The 22,632-nt window shown below is 68.3% G+C and carries 19 protein-coding genes and 1 pseudogene; 14 read left to right on the plus strand and 6 right to left on the minus strand.

Translation table 11 applies throughout. The features are described 5' to 3' along the window. Positions 1–70: 70 nt before the first annotated feature. The 3 genes from ACGFSB_RS21555 to ACGFSB_RS21565 form a co-directional block, all read right to left on the minus strand. Positions 71–697: a DUF6461 domain-containing protein gene (locus ACGFSB_RS21555; RefSeq protein WP_393401564.1), complete on the minus strand. Its 627-nt coding sequence runs from the start codon at positions 695–697 to the stop codon at positions 71–73. Positions 698–779: 82 nt separating this feature from the next. Then, entirely contained in the window at positions 780–917 is a 138-nt protein-coding gene (locus tag ACGFSB_RS21560) for a hypothetical protein (protein ID WP_393401567.1), read from the minus strand. A gap of 15 nt (positions 918–932) precedes the next feature. After that, a complete protein-coding gene (locus tag ACGFSB_RS21565; protein ID WP_393401570.1) occupies positions 933–1,724 on the minus strand; it encodes a hypothetical protein in 792 nt (263 codons plus the stop codon). 735 nt (positions 1,725–2,459) lie between these two features. Here ACGFSB_RS21565 and ACGFSB_RS21570 point away from each other — a divergent pair. From ACGFSB_RS21570 to ACGFSB_RS21620, 11 genes are all read left to right on the plus strand, one after another. Then, positions 2,460–2,789 (plus strand): hypothetical protein, encoded by a 330-nt coding sequence (locus ACGFSB_RS21570; protein ID WP_393401572.1) that lies wholly within the window; start codon positions 2,460–2,462, stop codon positions 2,787–2,789. A gap of 44 nt (positions 2,790–2,833) precedes the next feature. After that, a complete protein-coding gene (locus ACGFSB_RS21575) occupies positions 2,834–3,145 on the plus strand; it encodes a pore-forming ESAT-6 family protein (RefSeq protein ID WP_393401575.1) in 312 nt (103 codons plus the stop codon). A gap of 84 nt (positions 3,146–3,229) precedes the next feature. Further along, positions 3,230–3,622 carry a DUF6507 family protein gene (locus ACGFSB_RS21580; RefSeq protein WP_393401578.1) on the plus strand — a complete coding sequence of 131 codons (393 nt, stop codon included), beginning with the start codon at positions 3,230–3,232 and terminating at the stop codon, positions 3,620–3,622. After that, positions 3,619–5,853 (plus strand): hypothetical protein, encoded by a 2,235-nt coding sequence (locus tag ACGFSB_RS21585; RefSeq protein WP_393401580.1) that lies wholly within the window; start codon positions 3,619–3,621, stop codon positions 5,851–5,853. Before ACGFSB_RS21580 ends, ACGFSB_RS21585 begins: the two co-directional genes overlap by 4 nt. Before the next feature lie 3 nt (positions 5,854–5,856). Continuing rightward, entirely contained in the window at positions 5,857–6,087 is a 231-nt protein-coding gene (locus ACGFSB_RS21590) for a hypothetical protein (RefSeq protein WP_393401582.1), read from the plus strand. A gap of 640 nt (positions 6,088–6,727) precedes the next feature. Beyond that, on the plus strand, positions 6,728–7,018 hold the full coding sequence (locus ACGFSB_RS21595; protein WP_393401584.1) for a hypothetical protein: 291 nt from the start codon (positions 6,728–6,730) through the stop codon (positions 7,016–7,018). Between the two features lie 31 nt (positions 7,019–7,049). After that, the gene (eccD, locus tag ACGFSB_RS21600; protein ID WP_393401586.1) at positions 7,050–8,414 is read left to right on the plus strand and encodes a type VII secretion integral membrane protein EccD; all 1,365 of its coding nucleotides are present in this window, start codon (positions 7,050–7,052) and stop codon (positions 8,412–8,414) included. 227 nt (positions 8,415–8,641) lie between these two features. After that, positions 8,642–9,565: a type VII secretion protein gene (locus ACGFSB_RS21605; RefSeq protein ID WP_393401588.1), complete on the plus strand. Its 924-nt coding sequence runs from the start codon at positions 8,642–8,644 to the stop codon at positions 9,563–9,565. Continuing rightward, positions 9,562–13,578, plus strand: a complete 4,017-nt coding sequence (eccCa, locus tag ACGFSB_RS21610; protein WP_393401590.1) for a type VII secretion protein EccCa — start codon at positions 9,562–9,564, stop codon at positions 13,576–13,578. The genes ACGFSB_RS21605 and eccCa overlap by 4 nt, the downstream gene beginning before the upstream one ends. Next, positions 13,575–14,993, plus strand: coding sequence for a DUF6177 family protein (locus ACGFSB_RS21615; RefSeq protein ID WP_393401593.1), 1,419 nt, complete (start codon positions 13,575–13,577; stop codon positions 14,991–14,993). The genes eccCa and ACGFSB_RS21615 overlap by 4 nt, the downstream gene beginning before the upstream one ends. Positions 14,994–15,358: 365 nt before the next feature. Continuing rightward, positions 15,359–15,856, plus strand: a complete 498-nt coding sequence (locus ACGFSB_RS21620; RefSeq protein WP_393401595.1) for a hypothetical protein — start codon at positions 15,359–15,361, stop codon at positions 15,854–15,856. Between the two features lie 274 nt (positions 15,857–16,130). Here the strand turns inward: ACGFSB_RS21620 and ACGFSB_RS21625 are convergent, their stop codons facing one another. Next, a complete protein-coding gene (locus ACGFSB_RS21625; protein WP_393401598.1) occupies positions 16,131–16,307 on the minus strand; it encodes a hypothetical protein in 177 nt (58 codons plus the stop codon). Positions 16,308–16,643: 336 nt separating this feature from the next. Continuing rightward, positions 16,644–16,829: a hypothetical protein gene (locus tag ACGFSB_RS21630; protein ID WP_393401600.1), complete on the minus strand. Its 186-nt coding sequence runs from the start codon at positions 16,827–16,829 to the stop codon at positions 16,644–16,646. Between the two features lie 99 nt (positions 16,830–16,928). Here ACGFSB_RS21630 and ACGFSB_RS21635 point away from each other — a divergent pair, with 99 nt between their 5' ends. The 3 genes and pseudogenes from ACGFSB_RS21635 to ACGFSB_RS21645 all read left to right on the plus strand — a co-directional run bounded on the left by ACGFSB_RS21635 (position 16,929) and on the right by ACGFSB_RS21645 (position 19,496). Next, positions 16,929–17,810, plus strand: a complete 882-nt coding sequence (locus ACGFSB_RS21635) for an NmrA/HSCARG family protein (protein WP_393401603.1) — start codon at positions 16,929–16,931, stop codon at positions 17,808–17,810. A gap of 274 nt (positions 17,811–18,084) precedes the next feature. After that, complete coding sequence (locus ACGFSB_RS21640; RefSeq protein WP_393401606.1) at positions 18,085–18,321, plus strand: hypothetical protein; 237 nt, start codon at positions 18,085–18,087, stop codon at positions 18,319–18,321. Between the two features lie 82 nt (positions 18,322–18,403). Further along, positions 18,404–19,496, plus strand: a pseudogene (locus tag ACGFSB_RS21645) (integrase core domain-containing protein). 55 nt (positions 19,497–19,551) lie between these two features. On the opposite strand, the gene ACGFSB_RS21650 reads toward ACGFSB_RS21645, so the two are convergent. After that, positions 19,552–22,620, minus strand: a complete 3,069-nt coding sequence (locus ACGFSB_RS21650) for a BTAD domain-containing putative transcriptional regulator (RefSeq protein WP_393401609.1) — start codon at positions 22,618–22,620, stop codon at positions 19,552–19,554. Positions 22,621–22,632 lie beyond the last annotated feature (12 nt).

The following is a 22,632-nucleotide window of genomic DNA, read 5'->3' on the forward strand; positions in this document are numbered from 1 at the left end:
CGCTCTGGAGGGAGCGGGTTGTGCGATGTCCCGCAAGCGCATGAGCGAGGCTGCTTGCGGAGCGCCACTGCTACCAGGAGGAGGGAGGTGAGGTGCGGGTGACCACGGCGGGTAGGCGCCCGCTCTCGATGGTCTGCTGAGGCAGGGACAGCCCGAAGTGCTCGCCGATGACCGCCAGCACCTGGCGTCGTTGTGTGTGTGCCGACAGCTCCTCGTCCGCACCCAGCATGTCGTCGATGGACTCTTGTGGCGGGATGACTCCGGCGGCTTCGAGGGCTGGGCGCAGCAGATCGGGCTGGGACCCGGCGGGGTCGTAGCCGGCGCCGAGCTCGAAGTGCAGCTGTACCTCGCCGTTGGCGTGGTAGCTGAAGAAGGCGGGCGGATCGTCCGGCCGCGGGTCGAAGATCAGTACCTCGGCGCCACGGGATACGGCCGGGTCCAGAGCCCAGCCTTCGCTGCCTCCGCTCTCCACGATGAAAGACCAGTCCCCGGCCTGGCCGATGAGCCCCACGCAGTAGACCTGCGCCATGTCGACCAGGCCGTCTGCTTCCTGGAGAGTGGCAGCCGATCGGACCTCTACGGGCTCGTGATCGGCCATGCGCTCAGCCAGGTGCTGCGGACTGAGGCCCCGGGCGCAGGTGATGTACAGACCGCTGGCGTTCCACGCATCGGCGATCCACTCAATGCTGTCGGGCACGGCCACCTTCTCTCTTTCGGGGATGCGTGACCGGCGGGGGCGGCCACAAAGGCTGCTGGCGCCCCCGCCAGCCTTCAGCAACCTACGGCTTGGGAACCGTGCAGGCCACGGTCGCCTTGGACGCGTCGCAGTGCGCGAACTCGGGGAAGTCCACCCAGTGCGGGTCCTGGTCGAGCAGCCGGTACTTGCCTGAGAAGCCTCCGCTGAACGCTCCACCCATCGAAGTGGAGTTGATTCAGCCGGACATGGCGGAGCGGCCGCACTTCTCCCTCCAGGTCGGAGCTGCCGTGCGGACATCGTCGTACAGGTGCCATTCGCCCTGCTTGACCCGGGTGGCATAGGTCTGCATGCAGTCGTTGCCGGTGTCGACCTCGTTCATACCGCCCATACCGGTGGGCATCCCACCGGAGTTGTAGGAGGAGGCATAGGCGAACTCGTCACAGGACACCTTGTCGGTGGAGCTGATCTCGGTGACCTTGGTGGCGTCCGGGTTACCGTAGGTGGCCGCCCAGCTGTCAGGGCAGATCACCTTCCGGTTGTCGTCCGGGTCGCGGTTGTGCTGGTTCTTCTCCTTGGCGGGCAGGTAGAACAGCGGCTTGTTGGCAGCCTTGCTGCCGGGGTGGGTGGGCAGCTTGGACTGGATCAGCCAGGCATGGGCGACGGCCGGCGGTGTCTTGTCGAAGTTCATCACCCAGGTGGGGATGTACTTGTGGAAGGTGCAGCCCGGAGTGTTGGAGGAGATCTTGTCGCAGCGGATCTCTGCGCCCTCGGACTCCCACCGGGTCGCTGCCGGGTTGGCCACCGGAGAGTAGGCGCTGATCTTCGTCGACAGGTCCAGCAATTCGGCGCTATTCGCCGCGTTCCAGGTGTGGTCGATCTTCCCGATCGCTGTGTGCGAGAACGGATCGAGTCCCGTCCACGTCAGAGCGCCGTCCCATGACTGCGGTCCGTTCGAGCACTTGTCGGGCATCATGCAGTCGAACCGGACGTCGAGCGTCACTGAGCCAAACTTCTCGTCGAGCTCCATGGGTACGAGGATGAGCTGCTGGGTGAACGTCGCTGATCGAGGGGTTATAACACCGCCGATGCTTCCCCCATCCACCCACGGCTGCCGCCGACTTGGCCAACCCCGCCCGGCCTGCAGCCCCACAGGAGACACACGAAAACCGCGAAAGTCGAGCTCGTCACGCGTCCTCTGAAATGGCTGACGTGCCGCGCACACAGTGTTGGAGCCGATGAATCGTCGCGCCACCATCCCGCGCGCTGACCGGCAGCGGGTCCGGACGCGCTCGGCCAGGTAGCGGCCAGCGGTGCGCTGGCCCTCTCAAGGGCGACGGAGAGCACAAGCAGAGAGGCACGCACGGCCAACCACGGACTTCATGCCGCCCGCTTCCGCCACCGGCCCCCGCCTCCGATTGAGGACAGGGTGCGCGTTCGTTTGCCACCGGGCGTTCCGACTGCGCCCACTGTCGGGTCACAGAGCACGGTTCTAGCCACGTCAGGGGCCGGGGACGCCTACCGCTTCATCACCACTCCGCGCCACGACCCGCCCGGGTCCAGGTCAGCTGGGCTTCTGGCCATTGCCCCGCCCTCCATCCCCTCGGCCGTCGGCTGAATCACGCCACGTGCCCCTCAACCGTGTTGCGCCTGCAATGTCCCAGGGGAGAGGATGTTCGATACGCTACGTGGCGTGAGTGACGCATGCGCATCCTGTGACCGGTTGGAGCGCGCACCACATTTGGCGAGTTACGGGGGTGGACTCATGAAGTTCGACATGGGAGACACGACACTCGCGGTGCTGGGGAAGAGCACCGTGGGGTCCAGCGACGATCTCGGCACGCTGATCAGCCTGCTGGTCCAGGCGGCCGAGCCGCTGGAGGGCAAGTTCAACGGGGCGGGCAAGGCGACCTTCGACTCGTTCAAGTTGCGTGCGGACGAGATCACTTCGGATCTGAACGGGGCACTGTCCTCGATCCTGGGCGGCCAGGCGGGCATGGACACCGCGTTCGGCTCCGGTGACCAGGAGCAGTCCGACAACGCCCACCAGAACATGGGCGCGGCCAACTTCGACGCCGCCCGCTTCTCCGCCTGATCCGGCCGCAACCCACACACTTCGCACGCAGGGGGAACTTCGCCATGGCTGGAAACCAGGACCGCCGCTCCTACGACACCGGCGCCTCGTCCGACGTGCAGGGCGGGCTGCAAATCATCATCGGTCAGCTGGAGCGGGTGCTCGGCGACCGTGACCGTGCGGTGAAGGCCGCGATGGCCGACTACCAGGCTGATGGCGTCTCAGATGACTACCACGGCAAGGAAGTCCGCTGGAACAAGGCGGCAGGCGAGGTGCGGGAAATCATCCGCCTCGTGCGCTCCACGCTGGAGCAGAACGACGGCACCGCCCAGTCGACGCTGTCCAGGGCGCGGGCCGCGGTCGACAACATCGGCTGACGGCCCGCCGGTGGAGGGGGGGCGAGGCGCCTGGCCGTGAACAGCGGTGCGGGTGACGGGGATCGGGGATGAAGGGGGCTTGTTGTGACGGCTTGGGACATTGATCCTGCCGGAGTGAGCGGCGTTCTGGAAAAGGCGGGCACGGCCGCCGAAGGGCTCGCCAGTGTCGGCGGGCAGATGCAGAAGACGCTGCCGAGCGCAGCGAAGTCGGCGGGGACCGCTGTCGAGGGCGGGCGCGAAGGCGACGGCACGCAGGGGCCGGTGGCAGCCGCGCTGGGCGTGTTCTTCACCCAGTGGCAGAAGGACCTGACCTATATCGCCAAGCGCGCCGGTAGCTCGTTGAACGGCGCGGGCGAGGCGACCACGGCGTACGTCAAGGGCGACCTGGACATGGCTGCCGACGCTCAGGCCGCCGCCCTGAAGGAACCCAAGATTGATATGCCCGGCGCAGGCACGGGACAGGGCGGTGGGAAGTGAGCGAGGTCAAGCTCATCGACTCCGCGGGCATCCCCCAGTTCACCGGCAACCTGGAGCAACTGGAGCTGGATACGACGACCTTGACCGCGGAGGCGCTCCTGTTCCGCGTGAACGGCGCGTTGGTGCACTCCAACTTCCAGGGACTGTCCGCGTTCTACCAAGCCCCGGAGGCGGAGGAACTGTTCGCCACCACCGCTCCGGTGGCCACCAAGACGGACGCGTTCGCCGATGACCTGGAGAAGGTGTCGCAAGCCCTCACCACCTACGGGGATGAGGTGCGGCCACTGGCCGCCCGGCTCAAGAGCCTGCAGACCGAGGCCAGCAGTTTCTACTGCAACGACGTCGCGGGCGACCAGGACTGGCGCGAGGACAAGGACAAGGTCCAGCACAACAACGACCTGTGGCATGACGTGAACACCACCATGGACGCGTTCTGGGCGGCCGAACGCGCCTGCCACAACAAGATCACCGCACTGGTCGGCGGCATCCAGCTCAAGGCCAGCGACGGCGCGAGCAACTGCGGTACCTACGGTTATAAGGCCGAGGACCTCAACCACGCCGAGTCGACGCCCTGGGGTGCGCCGGTCGACCGGGAGTACACCGGGTGGGCGGCCGTCGGCCACAACATCAAGAGCTTCGTGTGGGACGGCTTCATCATTGACGGTGTCGTCGGCACCATCAAAGGCCTGGGCACCCTGGTCGGCACGGACGGCTGGGCGGCCGCAGGCCAGGCCTGGACAGGCCTGGCCAAGCTGGCCACGGGCCTGGCCATCACCCTCAGCCCTGCCGGAGCCGCCTATTGGATGGCGCCCAAGGACAAACTGCCCTCCTGGCTGCGCGATTCGCGCACGGCGGTCACCGAGACGGGCAAGGCGCTGATCGCCTACGACCAGTGGGGCAAGAACCCCGCGCGTGCCGCCGGGGCGGTCTCCTTCAACGTCATCACCACGGTGGCCACCGGCGGCGCGGGAGCCGCTGCCAAGAGCGGCGCCGCCGCGAAGGCCATCTCGATCGCGGGTAAGGCTGGACGCCTGGTCGACCCCATCACCTACCTCGGCAAGGCCGGCAAGCTCGGCGTCGTCAAAGTCGGAGACCTCTTCGGCAGCCTCAAGAACCTCAACACCGGGGCGTACAACGACGTCCTGTCCGGACAGGGCAGACTCCAGCCCGACGGCACGGTCGTCAAGATCCCCGACCGCGTCGAGGTCCTCCCGGACAACACCCTCAAGTACGTGACGGAAAAGGGCGAGACCCGCTACCTCACCCGCGATGGCGCACTCCTGGACGAACACCACAAGGTGCTTGTCCAGCACGTCGACCAGGTCAAGATTCAGGGTGCGATCTCTGAACGCGTCGGGGCTCAGGCCGAGACGCCCGCCACGCGCGAACGGGCGATGGTCGGCGCCCGTGCGGGAGACGGCAAGGCCGGGACCGTCGGCCGGGCCGGCGACGACCTGTCTGGTGGCAGCTCCCGTGACCTTGAGCAGGGCCGTTCCGGGAGTCACCAAGCACCCGCCGGGGCGTCCCACTCCGCCTCACCAGACCAAGGAGGGATTAGATCCGGCGACAGCGGTACCACTAGCCATGGCGCCGATTCTGGTCACGCGGCAGGGGACAGCTCCAACGAAGTAGCGTCCAGCGGACACGACCAGCCTGGGCACCAGGCAGACGGTCAGGGGCCGGGTGAATCGCACGCAGAGAGCGGAGTCTCGCCGCATGGCGTGGGCGACAATCAGCTGCACCAGGCGGGAGGGTCGTTCCGGCCCCGCGACGATGGCAGCGTACGCGCTTATGATCGGACAGAGACTTGGGCAACTGACGCCTATGATTCCTTCCGGTCAGTGGATGATGTTGACGCGATGTCAGAATCGTTGCGTGACACCAAGCGCTTGGACGGCACTAGTGGATTTTCACGGGAAGAAATCAGTGCCATAAAGCAGCACATCTTCGACGAAATGCATCCGCTTACATCGTACGATGGCGGAATCGTTCATGCTCGATACGACCCTGACCCAAACATAGCCGAGGCGTGGATACGACTCAGGGCTGGCCGATACACTAGCTCGGACCTACTGCTGTTGGAGCATGAGCTCGCGGAGCATCGGCACTACGTCGAGAACCCAGGGTCGCCATATTCCGAAGCACATGCCGCAGCCAATGAGGTCGCTAATTGGGAGGCGAGTGACATCACACCTCCCAGTCGCGAAGACTACGATGCCCCCTGGGAGTAGCCGATGGCAATCTACGCTGAAGTCCAGAAGGTGAGTGAGAATGAGCAGCAGGTTCGCTATTCATTCTCATCCAGTGAGAACAGTGAGCGCTTCATGATCCTCGATAAGACTTCCGAGCGCTCTTGGCCTGAAGATGGCGTCAATAACATTCTCTATCAGGCCGTAGCGAGGAAAGTTGCCGTCACATGGATTCGTGAAGGTGAAGCTCCGGAAAGATTGATTGTCCAGTCGTAGGCCTGCTCTGCACTCGGCTGGGCGACTGCGTGTCGCCGAATGAACGCACCCACTCCCGGGTGGGTAGGAATATCCCGAGAAGACGAGTAGCACATGGCCTCCTCGTATGAGTGACCTCTATGAACTACAGCTCGCGCTTAACCTCCCGGACTCGGTGTCCGACGCCGACTTGGCCTTGCTTCGTTGGCACTTGGACGGGAGCCAAGAGGTATCCCAAACCGAGAGCCGGCAAGAGGTGGAGGAGTGTCCACTACTGTGCTCCACCGGTCCGGCATCACGCATCGGCGGTGCCCTGGTCGGGGAACTCCAGCGTGCGCCGCGCGGCTGGGTCTTGACAGTTCGCCAAGAGATGCACCCCGACCAATTCGGCGAGCTGCACACCCTCTTGACGTGGCTGGCTGCCCGGACGACCACTATCGGGACCATCGGCTATCTCCGCTTCCTTGAGGCACATATCCCCGACGTTCTGATCGCGGACTCCGGAACTGTGAGTCGCTTGGCATCGCCCCCTGTGGGATCCAGCCAATCCGAGCTACTTCCCGGCGGCTGGCGTTGAGTATCAGCCGGCCACCAGGTATCGAACCGGCCATGGCCTAGATCTGCCAAATGCTTGTGCGGGATATAGCGAGGAGTAAGTGGCGTGGCAGCCCAGGATTACGACAGCCAGTTGCTGGAGTCGGTGTCGGTGCGGCGTCGGCGGCTGCGGGATGCCTTGTTGTTCGGTGGGCACCGGCAGCGGCGGTCGGTGGATGAGCGGTTGGGGAAAGTGTTCGCCGGGGTCGTGATCGCGGCGGTGCTGTGTGCCGGGTGTGTGGGGTGGTCGTTTATTTCGCACCGAATTATCGGCAAGAGCCCGTACGGGTCTTCTGTGCCGTCCACTTCGCCGTCGACGCCGGCTTCCTCACCTTCCGTCTCTCCTTCTTCTCGATGATTGGTTCGAACGCGTGATATCTGCGGGGCCCTTGAGCCGCACGAGCGGTCCGAGTCGTACGGCGTTGAGCCGGGTCACACTCCTTGGTGAGCGGCGGCGGGTGGACCTCGTTCTGCCGTCGCAGGAGCCGATCGGGCGGCTTCTGCCGGACCTCATGCGGCTGTTGGATGATCGTGTGGGTGGGCAGCCGATGCTGCGGCATCTGGTGACGGCGGACGGTTCGGTGCTGGCGCAAGACGGCACGCTGGAGTCGGCGGGGGTGCCGGACGGTGCGGTGTTGCGGCTGGTCCGGGTGGAGGACGCGCCGTCGGCGCCGGTGGTGCATGACGTCACCGACGAGGCCGCCGATGACTTGGATGTGCGGGCGTGGCGGTGGCGACCTGCGGCTCGGCGGGTGGTGGCCGGAGCAGCCACAGTCGGGTGGGCCCTCACGGCCGGGGTGTTGGCGCGGGGTGAGTTCGCCGCTGCGCGTGTCGGCGCGGTGCTGCTGGCCGTAGCTGTGCTTGCCGCCCTTGGCGGGGCCGTGCTCGGGCGTGTCTCGCAGAAGAGCCTGGCCGCCACGTTGATCGTTACAGCGGGCGTTCTGGGCGTGTTCGGCGCCTGGTCGCTGGGCGATGCGTACGACTGGTCCGGTGCCCAGCGGTTGGCGGGTGTCGCCGCCGCCTTGGTGGTGGCGTTGATGCTGTCGGGGTGGTTTTCGCCCTTGGGGCGGGGCGGTCTTGTGGGCGCTGCGGCGTTGGCTGGGTGCGTCGGGTGTTGGGAGGTTGCTCTCGCGCTGCAGCCGAGTGGCGGGCCGCAGGCAGAGACAGCTCATGCCGCGGCGTTGTTGACGATCGTGTCGGTGGTGGTGCTGGGCGTGCTGCCACGGCTTGCATTGATGGCCTCGGGGCTGTCGGGGCTGGATGACCGGCGGTCCGGTGGGGTGTCGGTGAGCCGGTATCAGGTGTCTTCCGCTCTGGCGGCCACGCATCGCGGGCTGGCCATCGCCACGGTCGTGTCGGGTGTTTCCGCTGCGGTGGCCGGGGTGTTGGTGTTGCGCGTCGTGTCCGTGTGGACGGTGCTGCTCGCGGGGGCCGTCGCGGTGGTGCTGGCATTGCGGGCGCGGGCCTTTCCGCTGACGGCTGAGGTAGTCGCGTTGCTGGCGGCCTCGGCGGTCGTCACCGTGCGGCTTGTGCGGGTGTGGGTGGAACAGTCCGGCGCGGTGGGGTCGCTGGCCCTGCTCATGCTGTTCGCGGTCATGCCCCTCGTGGTCCTGACGGTGAAACCCGCCGAGCATGTGCGGGTGCGGCTGCGGCGGGCAGGGGATTTTGTGGAGTCGGTGGGGGTAATTGCTTTGCTGCCCCTGACCATCGGGGTGTTCGGTGTGTACGGGCGTCTACTCGCCACCTTCGCGTAGGGATGCGGGCCATGGCTCAGCCGGATTGGCAGCGAGATGTACTACGAGAGTTGGGCACCGCAACCGCGGAGTCCACTGCCGCGCTGAGTCTTGCCGCTTCGGAATCCCGGGGAGACCCCCGGTCGACTCCTCAGGCACCAGTACCAGCACAGCCTCAGGAACGGCCCGCACCTGCGGCGCAGGCCACGCCGCCCGTGCCCCGCAGTGCCCGGGATCCGCGTGTCCCCATGCCGGCGCCGGAGTCCGTGCCGACCGTCGATCCGCGTCTCGCGCGTGCTCTGGGCCCCCCGCAGCACGGGGATTCGGCGGCGCGGCGGACCGGACGGACACTGCGCAGGCTCGCGGCTTCTGCCGGGCAGGAGGTCGCCGAGCTGACGCGGCTGGCGCGTGAGATCCAGCAGCCGGTCACCACCGGGCGGGTCATCGCGGTGACCTCCATCCGCGGTGGAGTGGGCAAGTCCACCGTCTCCGCGCTCCTTGGACGTACGTTCCATCACTACCGGCACGATCCAGTGCTCGCGCTGGAGGCCGATACCGCTCTGGGTACCCTGCCCGTGCGGATGGGCGCGGAGTCGGTGCGATGGGCGTGCGCCGACCTGGCCGAGATCCTCTCTCCGTCCATGCAGCTCACCGATATCACCGGCTACCTGGTGCCGGTGGCCGATGGCGGGTGGCTGTTGCCCGCCGGTCAGGGGCGGGTCGGTGCCCCGCTGGACGTAGGCACCTACCGAACGGTGACATTGGCGCTGCGCCGGTATTTCGCGGTGACGGTGGTGGACTGCGAGTCGCTGCCGGGTGAAGTGGCCCGCACCGCCATGGATACGGCCCACGCGCGCGTGGTGGTCGCCCCGATGACGGCGGAGGGCGTGAATGGCACCCGCGTCGTGCTGGACTGGCTGGCGCAGCTGCCCCACTCGGCGCTGGAGACCACGGTGGTGGCGCTGACGGCGAACTCCCCCGATACGACGCTCGATCTGAAGGCGGCCACGGCGCATCTGCGGGAGACCGGGGTGGCCGTGGTGGCCCTGCCCTATGACCGTCATCTGGCCCAGGGAGGCCCCATCCACACCGCCATGCTCGGCCAGAGTTCCCGCGATGCCGCCATCCGGCTGGCCGCCGAGGCGATACAGAAAGCCGTAAGAGTGCGATGACCCAGCACCTCGTCCACCGCCCCGCCCGCTCCACCCGCCCCCTCACCTCGACAGAGCCGCGCACCATCGAACCGCCGCCCAATCTGCCGGAGGGCAAGATGGGCAGTGCGGCGACCGCGCTGCTTCCGATGGCCGGGGTCATGGGCTCGGTCGTCATGATGACGGTCATCCGCAACAGCCAGTTCGCCGCCATCGGCGCGATCGTCCTCGTCTTCGCGCTCCTCGGCGCGGTCGCCCTGTTCCTGTCCCAGCGCGGCAAGGCTCAGCGCACCCGGCGTACGCAACGCGAGCGCTACCTGGAGTATGTGGAGCAGCAGCGCGAGGAGTTGGGCGCTATCGAGCGGGAACGCCGGGAGATGGCCCGGCTGCTGTCTCCGGCGCCCTTGGCCTTGTACGACCAGGTGCGTGATCCGGCGAGGCTGTGGGAGCGGCGACGCGGCGATGCGGACTTCCTGCGCGTACGCGTGGGCACCGGTGACGTACCTGTGCAGGAGCTGGCGATCGGGCAGGACAATGCCGGGGGCGTGCTGACGCCACCGGACCCGTTCATGCTCAACGAGGCCCGCGCCCTACAGGCGCGTTTCGCCGTGACGGCGGACTGTCCGCTGACGGTGCCGCTGGACCGGGTCGGGAACGTCAGCATCGTCGGGGAGCGTGCGGGGGTGCTGCGTGTCGCCCGTACTCTGCTGGTCCAGGCCGCCGTCACACATGCGCCGGACGATGTGGCGATCGCCCTCGGTGTGCCGGCTGAGCAACTGGCGTGGTGGGAGTGGGCGAAGTGGCTGCCACACGTCCTTGATGACCAGACTGGCGAGGAGACGGGTGCCGCCCCGGTGGCCGCCAGGCGCATCGCGCCGGATCTGCCCCAGCTGGCCCGGCTGCTCGGCCGGGACCTGCGGCGGCGGGCGTCGTACGCGGCGGAGGTACGGCGCGGGCTGTCCGGCAAAGACGCGCTGAAGCTCACCGACCGGCTCGTGGTGATCAGCGATGAGTACGGGAACAATGCCGTCGAGTTTCCGCGCCCTGACGCGGCAGTCGGTCTGGCCGAGATGGGTGTGACCGTGCTGCACCTGCTGGAGCAACAGGTGCATGAGCCGGACGAGGTGAGCGTGCGGATCACCGTCGACGGCGACCAGATCGCCGTCGAAGACCTGCGCGTTCCGCATCTCCAGGCCGCGAACGGGGCGGCGGATGAACTGAGCATCGCAGGCGCGGAGGGGCTTTCCCGCATGCTCGCCCCGCTGCGGCTGTCGGCCGAATCCGCCGCTGCGGGCACGCCGGTGTCCGGGCCGGTGGACTTCCCCGGCCTGCTGGGCATCGACGACCCCGCCGCACTCGACCTCGACCGGCTGTGGGCGCCGCGTAGCGAGCGCGACTTCCTGCGCGTGCCCATCGGAATCAACGACCGGCACGAGCCCGTTCTATTGGACCTGAAGGAATCCTCCGAACTCGGTATGGGCCCGCACGGGTTGTGCGTCGGTGCGACCGGTTCGGGTAAGAGCGAACTTCTTCGCACCTTGGTCCTGGCCCTGGTCACCTCACACTCACCGGAGGATCTGGCGCTCGTCCTGGTCGACTACAAGGGCGGCGCTACCTTCGCCCCCTTCACTCAGCTCCCGCACGTAGCCGGTGTCATCACCAACCTGGAGAACCAGGCGGGCCTCGTCGAGCGCGTCCACACCAGCCTGGCCGGTGAGGTCAAGCGCCGCCAGCAGGTCCTCAAGGACGCCGGGAACATCGCCGACATCGGGCACTACGCCGCCCTGCGCGAGACCCGGCCCGACCTGGAGGCGCTGCCACATCTGTTCGTCGTCATCGACGAATTCGGTGAACTCCTCACCGCCAAGCCGGACTTCATCAACCTGTTCCTGTCGATTGGCCGCATCGGCCGCTCGATCGGCGTGCATCTGCTGCTGTCCAGCCAGCGCATCGAATCGGGCAAGCTCAAGGGCCTGGAGACCTACCTCTCCTACCGGCTGGGCCTGCGCACCTTCTCCGCCGACGAGTCGCGCACTGTCCTGGACACGGTGGACGCCTTTCAGCTGCCGCCGCTGCCGGGTTTCGGCTATCTCAAGGTAGACACCTCGACGTACGAACGCTTCAAGGCGGGCTACGTCTCCGGCGCCCACCGCGGCCCGGCCCTGCGTGAGCAGACAGACTCGGACGAGCCGCTCGCCTTCACCTACCCCACCTTCAACGTCACGGAGGGACCGGCGACTGCGACGTCCGATGAACCAGCCATGCGCGAGCGCGAGACCGGCCCGACCGTCATGTCGGTGATGGTCGACCAGCTATGCACCGCCGCGCCGCCCGTGCGCCGCATCTGGCTGCCGCCCCTTCCCGACGCACTCACCCTCGACCGGGCCGCAGGCCCTCTCCAGGCCTCCGAACGCGGCCTGCAGCTCACCCACCGCAAGCGCGCGATGTGCGTCCCTCTCGGAGTGCTCGACGACCCGGCCCAGCAGTGGCAGGAGCCCTGGTACTTGGACCTGACCGTCGCGGGCGGACACGCCGCCGTCATCGGCGGCCCGCAGTCCGGCAAAACCACGCTGCTGCGCACCCTCGCCCTCTCCCTCGCCCTGACCCACACTCCACAACAGGTCGCCGTGTACGGCCTGGACCTGGTCGGCGGCGGGCTCTCCACGCTCTCCGGTCTGCCGAACGTCGGCGGGATCGCGGGCCGCGCCGACCACGAGCGCGCGGCACGTACCGTCGCCGAGGTACGCGCCCAACTCGCCGTCCGCGAGGAGCTCTTCCGCGAGCACGGCATCGACTCCGTCGACCAGCTCCGCCACCTCCGCTCCCAGGGCCGCCTGACCGAACTGGGCTCCACCGACATCGTGCTGCTGATCGACGGGTTCGGTGCGCTGCGCGACGAGTTCGCCGAACTCGACGACACCATTGCCGACCTCCTCAAGCGGGGCAGCGGCTACGGCATCCACATCGTGGCGGGCATGCTGCGCTGGAACGACGTACGCATCGCCACCCAGTCCATGTTCGGCACGCGCATCGAACTGCGCCTCAACGACCCCTCCGACTCCAGCGTCGACCGCAAGCTGTCCGAGACGCTGAGCGCCGACACCCCCGGCCGCGTACTGACCGACGCCAAACTCTTCGCTCACGCCGCCCTGCCCCGCATCGACGGCCAGCCCACCACCGGCAGCCTCGGTGCCGCCCTGGAGGACGCCGCCAGCAAGATCCGCGCCACTTGGCACGGCGACCTCGCGGCCCCCGTACGGGTATTGCCCACCGCCCTGCCCGCCGCCAAGCTGCCCTCGCTCACCGCCGAACCCTCGCGCATCCCGCTCGGCGTCGACCAGGACGCCCTCGCCCCCGCGCTCCTGGACCTGGCCGGGCAGGACCAGCACCTGCTGATCCTCGGCGACAACGAATGCGGCAAGACCAACCTGCTCAAGCTCATCACCGGCCAGCTCATCGACCGCCACAGCGACGACGAACTGGTCTTCGGCGTCTTCGACCCCCGCCGCGGCCTGCGCGGCACCGTCCCCGAGCCCTACCGCGGCGGCTACGCCCACAACGCCAAACTCGCCACCGCCCTGGCCACCGGCATCGCGGGCGAACTGGAAAAGCGCCTGCCGGAGACCGCCGACCCGGACGCGCTCACCGACGCCCCGGCCTTCAGCGGCCCGCGCATCGTCATCCTCGTCGACGACTACGACATCCTCACCACCGCAGGCCAACAACCCCTGGCCCCCTTCCTGCCCTACATCTCCTCCGCCCCAGACATCGGCCTGCACTTCATCGTCACCCGCCGCGTCGCCGGAGCCTCCCGCGCCCTGTACGACCCCTTCCTCACCACCCTGCGCGAAACCGGCACCACCGCCCTCCTCATGACCGGCGACCGCACCGAAGGCCAGCTCTTCCCCAGCCTGTACGCCACAGCCCAACCGCCGGGCCGCGGCACCCTCGTCCGCCGAGGCCGACGCCACCAGCTCATCCAGACCGCCCTGGCCGAAGATGCCGCAGCACCGGAAGAGACACGACACACGTGACCAAGGACGTCATCGCCCTCACCCCCCAGATGCCCGACACCTGGGCTCTCCTGGCAGCCCTGTACGCCGGCGGCCCCGACCTCGACGTCGGCACGGCCCACGACGGCGCGGTCATCCAGCTCCGCACCCCCGCTGGCCGCCCCCTCGTCTCCGTCGAAGCCCCACTACTGGTCCACCTTCCCGGCGAGGCCCAGCGGCTCCTCGGCAGCGACGTCCCTGTCCCCGAGGCCCCGTTCTGGTGGACCGAGGCGCGCGCCTCCACGGCTGTCCCCGAAGCCGAACCCCTCGCAGGGTCACTCTGCGGCCGCCTTGCCACGCTCCTGGGCGGCACCACCTGGCCCCCGTCAGCAGCCACCACCCAGGTCATCCACACCCCCGACGACGCCGACGGGGCCGTCACCGCACACCCGACCCCCGACGGCGCGCTGCCCGCAGTCGACGTACTGACCGACTCCACCGCCGTCGTCATCGCCGACCGCCCCGTAATCCCGCTGACCGCCTGGCTCTCGGACGTCCTTCGCGCGACCACGGCAGCCGGACGCGCCCTGCACATCGTCACCCCGCACCACGCCCGCCTCAGCCTTCCCCTGCGCACAGCCTTGACCGGAGCCCCCAACCGCTGGGTCATCCAGCACCCCGACTGCGGCTACTACGACGGCCTCTCCGGCGCCATCCTGCGCTGGCAGAACGGCACCTTCGCGCCCGCCCTCACCACCGAGGGCAAGGCCACCGTGGCCACACCCTTCACCCAGCCCGGAGCGAACGCCGAACGCCAGCTCATCGTGTCCCTCCGCACCCACCACGAAGCGGACGCCGACCTCGTCCTCGGCCACCCCCTCCAGACCGCCTGGCACCACCTCACCGGCACACCCCCCACCGGCTGGGGCCCCGCTGAACCCATCAACCTCCCCTGGTCCACCCGCCAGTTGACCGAACTTGCCCGAGACCGTGCCCCTGAACCCACCCACGTCCTTGCCGTAGGCGACCCCGACCACCCGGCCATCGCCACCCTCCGCATCACCCGCACCAAAACCGGCATCGTCCAGGACGCCACCCTCGCCCTCGGCTACGGCGAGGGCGAAACCCCGCCCCTGGGCACCATCGAGCCACTCGCGGAAACCCTCATCGCCGAGCACGGACTGACCACCATGCTCACTTCCGTTCGCCGTGCCCGCCGAGATCTGACCATCCCCCCGCAGTTCGAGGCCCCGCCCATCCCCACAGCCTTCACCCTGGGCCCCTCCGAGGTACGCGACATCGGCCTCACCCACGCCCGCCGCCCACCCCTCAAGCTCCGCCCCACACAACTCGGCACCACCAGCAACCCCGCACTCCACTACCCCTTGGGCGACGGCACCGACGCCCAGGCCTGGACCACCCTCGACCAACTCACCACCCACCTCAAGAGCGCATAAGCACCTCGCACCCAGAGATGTCCGCACCCACCACCTCAAGTCCTGCCCCTGGAGGCATAATGCCCGCGCACACCCGCAGCCGATAGACCGCCGCCGCGAGCGCAACTGGTGCGCTCGCCCTGCTCATCACCGGATGTGGGGGCAACACCTCCACCGACGACAATGGCAAGGACACATCCGGCGAAACCACAGCTAGCCCGGCAGCTGCGCATCGGTTGCCTCTGAAGTCCGCCTCACATCAGACGACTTGGACAGGGACCGGTTCGAAGCAGGGCACCTTCCGTCTCAAGCTCACAGCCAAGAGCCTGGAGCGCGGCGCACGAGCCGACCTATCCCAGGTCCAACTCGGGGAGGACTTGGCGGGAATGGTGCCGCACTACCTCACGGTTGCCTACACCAACGCCGGCAAGACGGCGATCACCAGTTCCGATCCGGTCAGCGACATCTCGGTGGCGGGCTCCGACGGCCAGGCAGCTGAGCGGCTCACCGTCATGCGAAGCGACACGCTGGCCACCGGCTCTGGCCTGCCGTCCCAGTGCGACCAGCCCGACCCGGCCACGCTGGCGCTGGGCGACACCGCAGAGGTCTGCCAGGTCTTCATGCTGCCGAAGCAGGCGTCGCCCACCACGGTCGCGTACTCGGGTGACGAGAGCGGCACGATCCTGTGGCGGGTCGGCGACGGCAGAAAGAAGGATGAATCCGACGGAGTACTGCCCGCGCACAAGCCCGTCGACTCCGTATGGACGGACAGCGACGACCGCCCGGTCACTGTGCGCGCCACCCCCAAGAGCGTCCGCGCCGGAACCGTCGCCGACCTGAGCCGGTTCAAGCTGGACGCGGACCAGAAGAAGCAAATCCCCTAGTACGTCACGGTCGAGTACCGCAACACCGGCCAACACAGGCTGTACCCGGGGCTGCGAGACGGCGTGATGCTCACCACCGCCGGCGAACAGACGGCACCGAAACTGACCCTGCTCGACCTCGGCGGCGACGGTGTCACCCAGTGCCCCAAGGCAGTCCCGAACGAGATGGTGGCCCCAGACCACACGGTCGCAGTGTGCTCCATCCACATGCTGCCAAAGGGTGATCGGCCGGCCACACTCACCTACCGCGGCGAGGGGACCGAACCTGCAACCTTCACCTGGGATGCCACCGCCGGTAACCGGTGACTGAGAAGCGATCGATGCCCTGCCAGGCCCCCGGGCTGAAGTAGCCGAGGGCTGCCAGGAGCTTGCGGTAGAAGAAGCTCTCCGCCCAGGGGAAGGAACCTTCGACGCTACTGACGACGACAGGGGCGGAGGCGGGCTGCGGCATGGTGCGGGTGCTTCCTCCACCGGCGGTTCAATGAGAGTGGATAGAATGCGACGCCTGTAGGCCGCATCGCTGTGAGGCAACGTTCGGTACGTTCGTGTGCACGCTGAACCACCTGGAAGGCTACGAGCTCGCGCATAGCCTTCTCCATCAATCGCTCCCGCGTTGCTGGGGCTATTCTCAAGGCGTCGTGATGCGGGCCGAGATACTCGGGCCCGTGATCGGCAAGGACCACGAGCCGCTCAGACTGGCCGCGGGGCTACATGACGCGGGGTATGCCCCGTCTTTTTCCGTGACCGGCTGCCATTGATGAGGCTCCCTGAAAATCCCCACCCCGCGCTAAGGGGGTGGCCAGACCTGATCACCGAGATTCCCCACGCACCCGGCTCCGGCCTGCGGCGGGATGTCACCGAGGAGGGGCCGCCCGATGGCCGGCCAGGTCCAGGGGCGGGGCGAGCTGTCCAGGGTGAGCAGGGAGGTGCCGGGTGATGGGGTCGACCACACCTGGTGGGTGAACTGGGTCACACCGGGTGGACCTGAACCGTGGTTGAGGACGCAGGCTTCTGGTCATCGGGGCGATTGCTTCGCGGTCGCCCGGGGCCTGCGCTTATCGAGGAGTCTGTGATGGCTGACAACCGTGTCGTGGTGGTCACCGGTGCGACCGGCAAGCAGGGCGGGGCCACCGCCCGCGCCCTGCTGTCCCGCGGCTGGACCGTGCGTGCGCTGGTGCGTGATCCCGGCAAGGCGGAGGCGCTGGCGCTGCAGGAGGCCGGGGCCGTGCTGGTGCGCGGCGATCTCGACGACGCGGCCTCGCTGGATACGGCGCTGGCGGGGGCGTACGGCGTCTTCAGCGTGCAGACCTTCGCCGGGCCCGACGGCTTCGCCGGCGAGGCGCGCCAGGGCAAGGCAGTCGCTGACGCGGCGGCGCGGGCGGGCGTCGAGCACTTCGTCTACAGCTCCGTGGACGGCGCCGATCGGCCCGGTGAGGTGCAGCACTTCGCGAGCAAGGGCGAGGTCGAGCGGCACATCGAGGCGCTCGGGCTGCCGGCCACGGTGCTGCGACCGTCGTTCTTCATCACCAACTTCGAAGGGCTCGGCCCACAGTGGGCCGACGGGGAGCTGGTGCTCACACTGGCACTGGGGCCGGAGACCCGGCTGCAGATGATCGCTCCCGGGGACATCGGGGTCATCGCCGCGGCTGCTTTCGACGCGCCCGCCGACTACCTGGGGCGCACCATCGAGATCGCCGGGGACGAGGTGACCGGCCCTCAGATGGCCGAGATCTTCGGTCGCGCCGCAGGCCGTCCGGTGCGCTTCGACGCCCAGCCGGTCGAGCAGGTACGGGCCCACAGCGAGGAGATGGGGGCTATGTTCGACTGGTTCAACACGGTGGGCTTCCGCGCCGACCTGCCCGCGCTGCGCGAGCGCCACCCCGGACTGACGAGCCTGGACGCCTGGGTGAGCGAGCGGTGGACGGTCCCGGCCGAGTCGGTGCCGGCCGTGTGACGTCACGCCGCGCTGCTGATGGCTGCGGCCCGAAGGAGCGCCGCGGTCATCGGCAAAGCATTCAGCTGAAGGGTCCCGGAGACCCGGTAGTGCAGCGCCAGGAGCCGGGTCGGCACGGCCCGAGCACTCGAAGAGCGGGCGGCCCCGGGCACAGTCGCTCGCGGCAACGAAGTGGGGAACGAAGAGCACAAGTGGCCGTTTTCAAAGATCCTCATCACCATCGGCTCGACGGTGCCCGCTCTACCTTCGCGGCCGTGGTGACATTGACGACCGCGTGGTGCGGCTTGTCACGAACCACTCCTTCGCGCTGCTGGAGGCCGAACAGCGTGGTGTCCGTGGCGAACTGGAGGATCAGTTTCCGCTGCTGGACGAGCCGTTGCTCGTCGACGCGCTGGTGTTCTGCGACATGACGACCACGCCGGACGGGAATGTGACGACTGCCGAGGCGCGGATCGCGGAGATCCGTGGCCGGTACGGGCATCGCAGCAGAACGCGACGGACGCATCCCTAGCTCGTTGACGCGACTGCGCCTGCCGAAAATATCGTCCATGCAGCTCAAGAGCCTAGTCGGTGGTGCGGCAGGATGAGCACTTGTGCTGCTTCGTCTCGCCTACCTGACCGTCACCAACACGTTCGCCGTACTGCGACTGCTGCCGCTGAGCGATCGCGACAAGGACGCGGAGATACTCACCTTACACCACCAGATCACCGTCCTGGAGCGACAACTTGGCACGGACCGCATCAAGTTCACTCCCGCGGACCGGGCGTTCCTCGCCGGTCTACTGATCCCCCTGCCACGCCAGGCCCTGCGTCGACTCCGGTTACTGGCCCGGCCAGACACCGTGCTGCGCTGGCACCGCGACCTGATCAAACGGCGCCACGCCCGTACCTGCCGACCAAAGAGACCGGGCCGGCCGCCCACGGTCCGCTCGATCCGCATGCTGATCCTGCGCCTGGTCCGTGGAAACCCCTCGTGGGGTTACCGCAGGGTGCACGGCGAACTCTCCACCCTCGGCATCCAGATCGCCGCCTCCACTGTCTGGGAAATCCTCACCTTCGAGGGCATCGACCCGGCGCCCGACCGGGCCGCCACCACCTGGGCCGGCTTCCTGCGTTCCCAGGCCGACGCCCTCCTGGCCTGCGACTTCATCGAGACCGTCACCCTGACCGGACGGCGCCAGTACATCCTCGCCGTCATCGAACACACCACCCGCCGCATCCGGATCCTCGGCACCACCGCCCACCCCACAGCAGCCTGGGTCACACAGGCCGCCCGCAACCTGGCCATGGACCTCACGGACACACAAGCCACCATCGCCTACCTGATCCGAGACCGGGACGCGAAGTACCCCGCCCTCTTCGACGAGATTGAGCGACGTCGGCATCCGGGTCGTCCTCACCGGCGTCCGGATACCACGCATGAACGCCCTCATGGAGCGCTGGGTCCAGACCTGCCGTCACGAACTCCTGGACCGCACGCTCATCTGGAATGAACGGCATCTGCGCCACGTGCTCCGAGAGTTTGAACTGCACTACAACCTCCACCGGCCCCACCAAGCGTTGCATCAGGCAGCACCCCTGCGCGCTGTCCCCGAACCACTCCATCGCGCACACATCCCACACCTGAAGGTACGCCGGACAGACCGTCTCGGCGGAGTCCTCCACGAGTACCAACATGCCGCTTAACCTGCACGGATGGGGATTTCGGCAGGCGCACAGCTCGGTACCCGCGGTTCAACGATCAGCAGCCGCTCGGCTGATCGAAGCCGTTGGAGATGCGCAACCGAGCGAGCCGGGCGTCGATGCGGTCAAGGTCGTCGAGAACATGAGGGATCCCCGAGCTCAGGTCGTCGGCGGATTCAAGCAGCCGTTGCGCGGCTGTGAGGTCACCTCGGTCGGCAGCCAGGCGGGCGAGCGCATCCGACGCGAGCACCTGGACTTCCGCGTCGCCGGTCCTTAGTGCTTCCTCGAGTACCGACGCCAGCTGTTCGGCGGCGCGTGCGCTGCCGGTTGCGGACGACAGTGAGGCCAGCAGGCATCTGGTGAGTAGAGCGCCATCGCCTCCTCCGGAGGCGCGGTACCACCTGTCGGTCTGTTCGAGGAGGATGAGGGCGGTGTCGGGCTGGCCCGAGGCCCGCACCAGCCGGGCAAGGTTTACTCGGGCTGTGGCCGCGATCCGGAGGTCGCCACTGTGGCCGGCGGCAACGAGGGCACGCTGCAGGGTTTCGATGGCCGCCTGCGTGTTGCCGGCTCGCTGCTCAACCTGCCCGAGCGTGGTGAGGTGGAGGGCGGCCTGGCCGAGGAACCCGAGGCGTTCGGAGGCTGCGGCTGCGCGGGTAAGGATGACGACGGCCTCGTCGAGGCGGCCGTCGGCCTGGGCGATGACGCCGAGCGTCCCGTCGGCATGGACGAGCGCCCAGGAGTCACCGATGGGGGTCAGGAGTTGCCTCGCTTCGTTTGCCGCTTCGGTGGCGCTGGTGGTGTCGCCGAGCATGATCGAGGCGTACGACGCGATGACCAGGCTCGTGGCCACCTCCCAGTTGAGCCGGAGCGGCCGGTAGACGGTGAGGCTCGCGGTGGCCAGTTCGAGCGCATCCTGCGGGCGGCCCTGCTGGATGCGTAGGAAGGCCAGGTGCCGGTGGGCGTCGGCTCGGAGGTGGCCGAGGGCCAGCTGTTTCACCAAGCCGAGTGCTTCGTCGAGATCGGCCTCGGCCTGGTCGAGGTTGCCGGCCGAGGTTTCGAGCCAACCCGCGAGGAGCAGACCGGTCGCCCGTTCTCCCGTCGTGACGAGCGACCCAGCCGCCTGGAGCGTGCCGCGGACGCGCGTGGCTGCGGCGACGCCGTCGCCGTGCACGACCCAGGCCCAGCCGAACCCGGTCGCAAGGCGGACCCCGAGCTGCTGATCGTGGTCGGCCGACCAGGTGAGGGCGGCGTCGATATTGGCCCGCTCTGCCCGGACGACGGCAAGGCAATCGGACTGACGTTTGCCGCGCACGGTCGCGTCGCAGCGATCGGCGGCCTCCGCGAGCCACCCGGCGTGCGCCGCACGCGCGTCGTCCACGAGGCCGGAGGCGCGGAGCCGGTCGAGCGCGAAGTCCCGGATGCTGTCGAGCAACCGGTAGCGCACCGCGCCTTCCGGAGTGACCTCGACGCTGACCAATGATCGATCGGCAAGACGGTCGACGATGTCGACGACCGACGCCTCGGGCACCCCCAGGGCAGCCAGAACGTGCTCCGCCGCGTTGAGAGATGCTCCGTCCGCGAAACAGGAGAGCGCCCACAGCCCTCGCTGCTCGTCGGGGAACAAGAGCTCGTAGCTCCACCCGATCGCCGCGGCCAGCGCACGGCGCCGCTCAGGGCGACGGCTGGTCGGGTCCTGGAGCAGCGCGAAGCGGTCATCAAGTCGTCGGGCGATGTCCTGCACCGACAGGGACCTGGCCCTGGCCGCCGCCAGCTCGATGGCCAGCGGCAGTCCGTCGAGGGACAGGCACACCTCCTCGACAGACGCGGTGGTCTCGACGTCCAGGACGAACTGCTTGCGGATCTCGGCCGCCCGGCTCGCGAACAGGGACACAGAGTCCGCGATCGGAAGCGGCGCCAGCTGGTAGACCGCCTCGCCGTCCAGGTCGAGGCGGACCTGGCCCGTCACCAGTACCCGCAGCTGGGGCGCGGCATCCAGCAGCTCGCTGGTCAGCTCGGCCACGCGGTCGACAACGTGTTCGCAGTTGTCGAGCACGAGGACGGTCTCGGCGCCGGTGAACCGTTCGACCAGCATCTGTTTGCCACCCGGCAGGTGCAGCGTCTCCGCGACTGTCCGGGGGATTGACGTGGTGGTGTCGACGGCGTCGAGTCGCACCAGCCACGTTCCCCCAGGTGGCGTGAGTCCGCGGGCCACCTCGATGGCCAGGCGGGTCTTGCCGACGCCGGCCGGCCCGACAACCGTCACCAAGCGCCGGTGGCGCAGGAGGTCATGGACGGCGGAAACCTCGGCCGCCCGCCCCACCAGCGATGACGACAGCCCCGGCAGGTTGCCGACCGGTCCGGCACGCACGGTCGGGCGGCTTCCGGCGGAATCGAGGGCCCGGCTCTGCTGCAGGATCTGCTCTTCCAGGGCGCGCAGATTGGGCCCTGGGTCGATGCCCAGCTCGTCGACGAGCAGTTCGCGCACGCGCGTGTACGCCGCGAGCGCGTCGGCCTGGCGGCCCATCCGATAGAGCGCCGTAATCAGGCAGCACCACAACCCCTCGCGGAGCGGGTACTGGGCAACGAGCCCCTCCAGCTCCCCGATCACATCGCCCCCGAGACCCAGGTCCACCCGTGCCGCCAGCTGGTCCTCCAGCAAACCGAGGCGCACCTCCTCCAGGCGCGCGCGGTGCGGCTGGAGCCAGTCCCCCTCTCCTGCGTCGACCAGCACCTCGCCGCGGAACAGCACCAGCCCGTCGGTGGACACCTCGAGAGCAGCAGCCGCGTCGCCAGTACGCCGCGAGGCGGTCGCCGATGCGGCCAGTGCGACGACGTGCAACGCGTCGACGCTGTCGGGGTCGACGTTGAGGGTGTAGCCGCCCTTCCCGCTGGTGACCAGACCGGGCTCGGCCAGCGCCCGTCTGAGCTGGGACACCTTCGACTGGAGTGTGTTTTTGCCCGTGGCGGCGCAGGCCCAGAGGTCCTCGGTGATCCGCTCGGCCCGGACCGGCCGCCCGGCTTCGACGGCGAGCCGGACCAGCACCTCGGTGGTCTTGCCCGACGGCAGCGGGAGCCGCTCGCCGTCGCGGCGAACCTCGGTGGGTCCGAGCACAGCCACGGTGAGCACGTCTCGAGGGTA

Origin of the sequence: Streptomyces sp. NPDC048441 (genome assembly GCF_043200235.1) — a bacterium.
Taxonomy (GTDB): Bacteria; Actinomycetota; Actinomycetes; order Streptomycetales; family Streptomycetaceae; genus Streptomyces.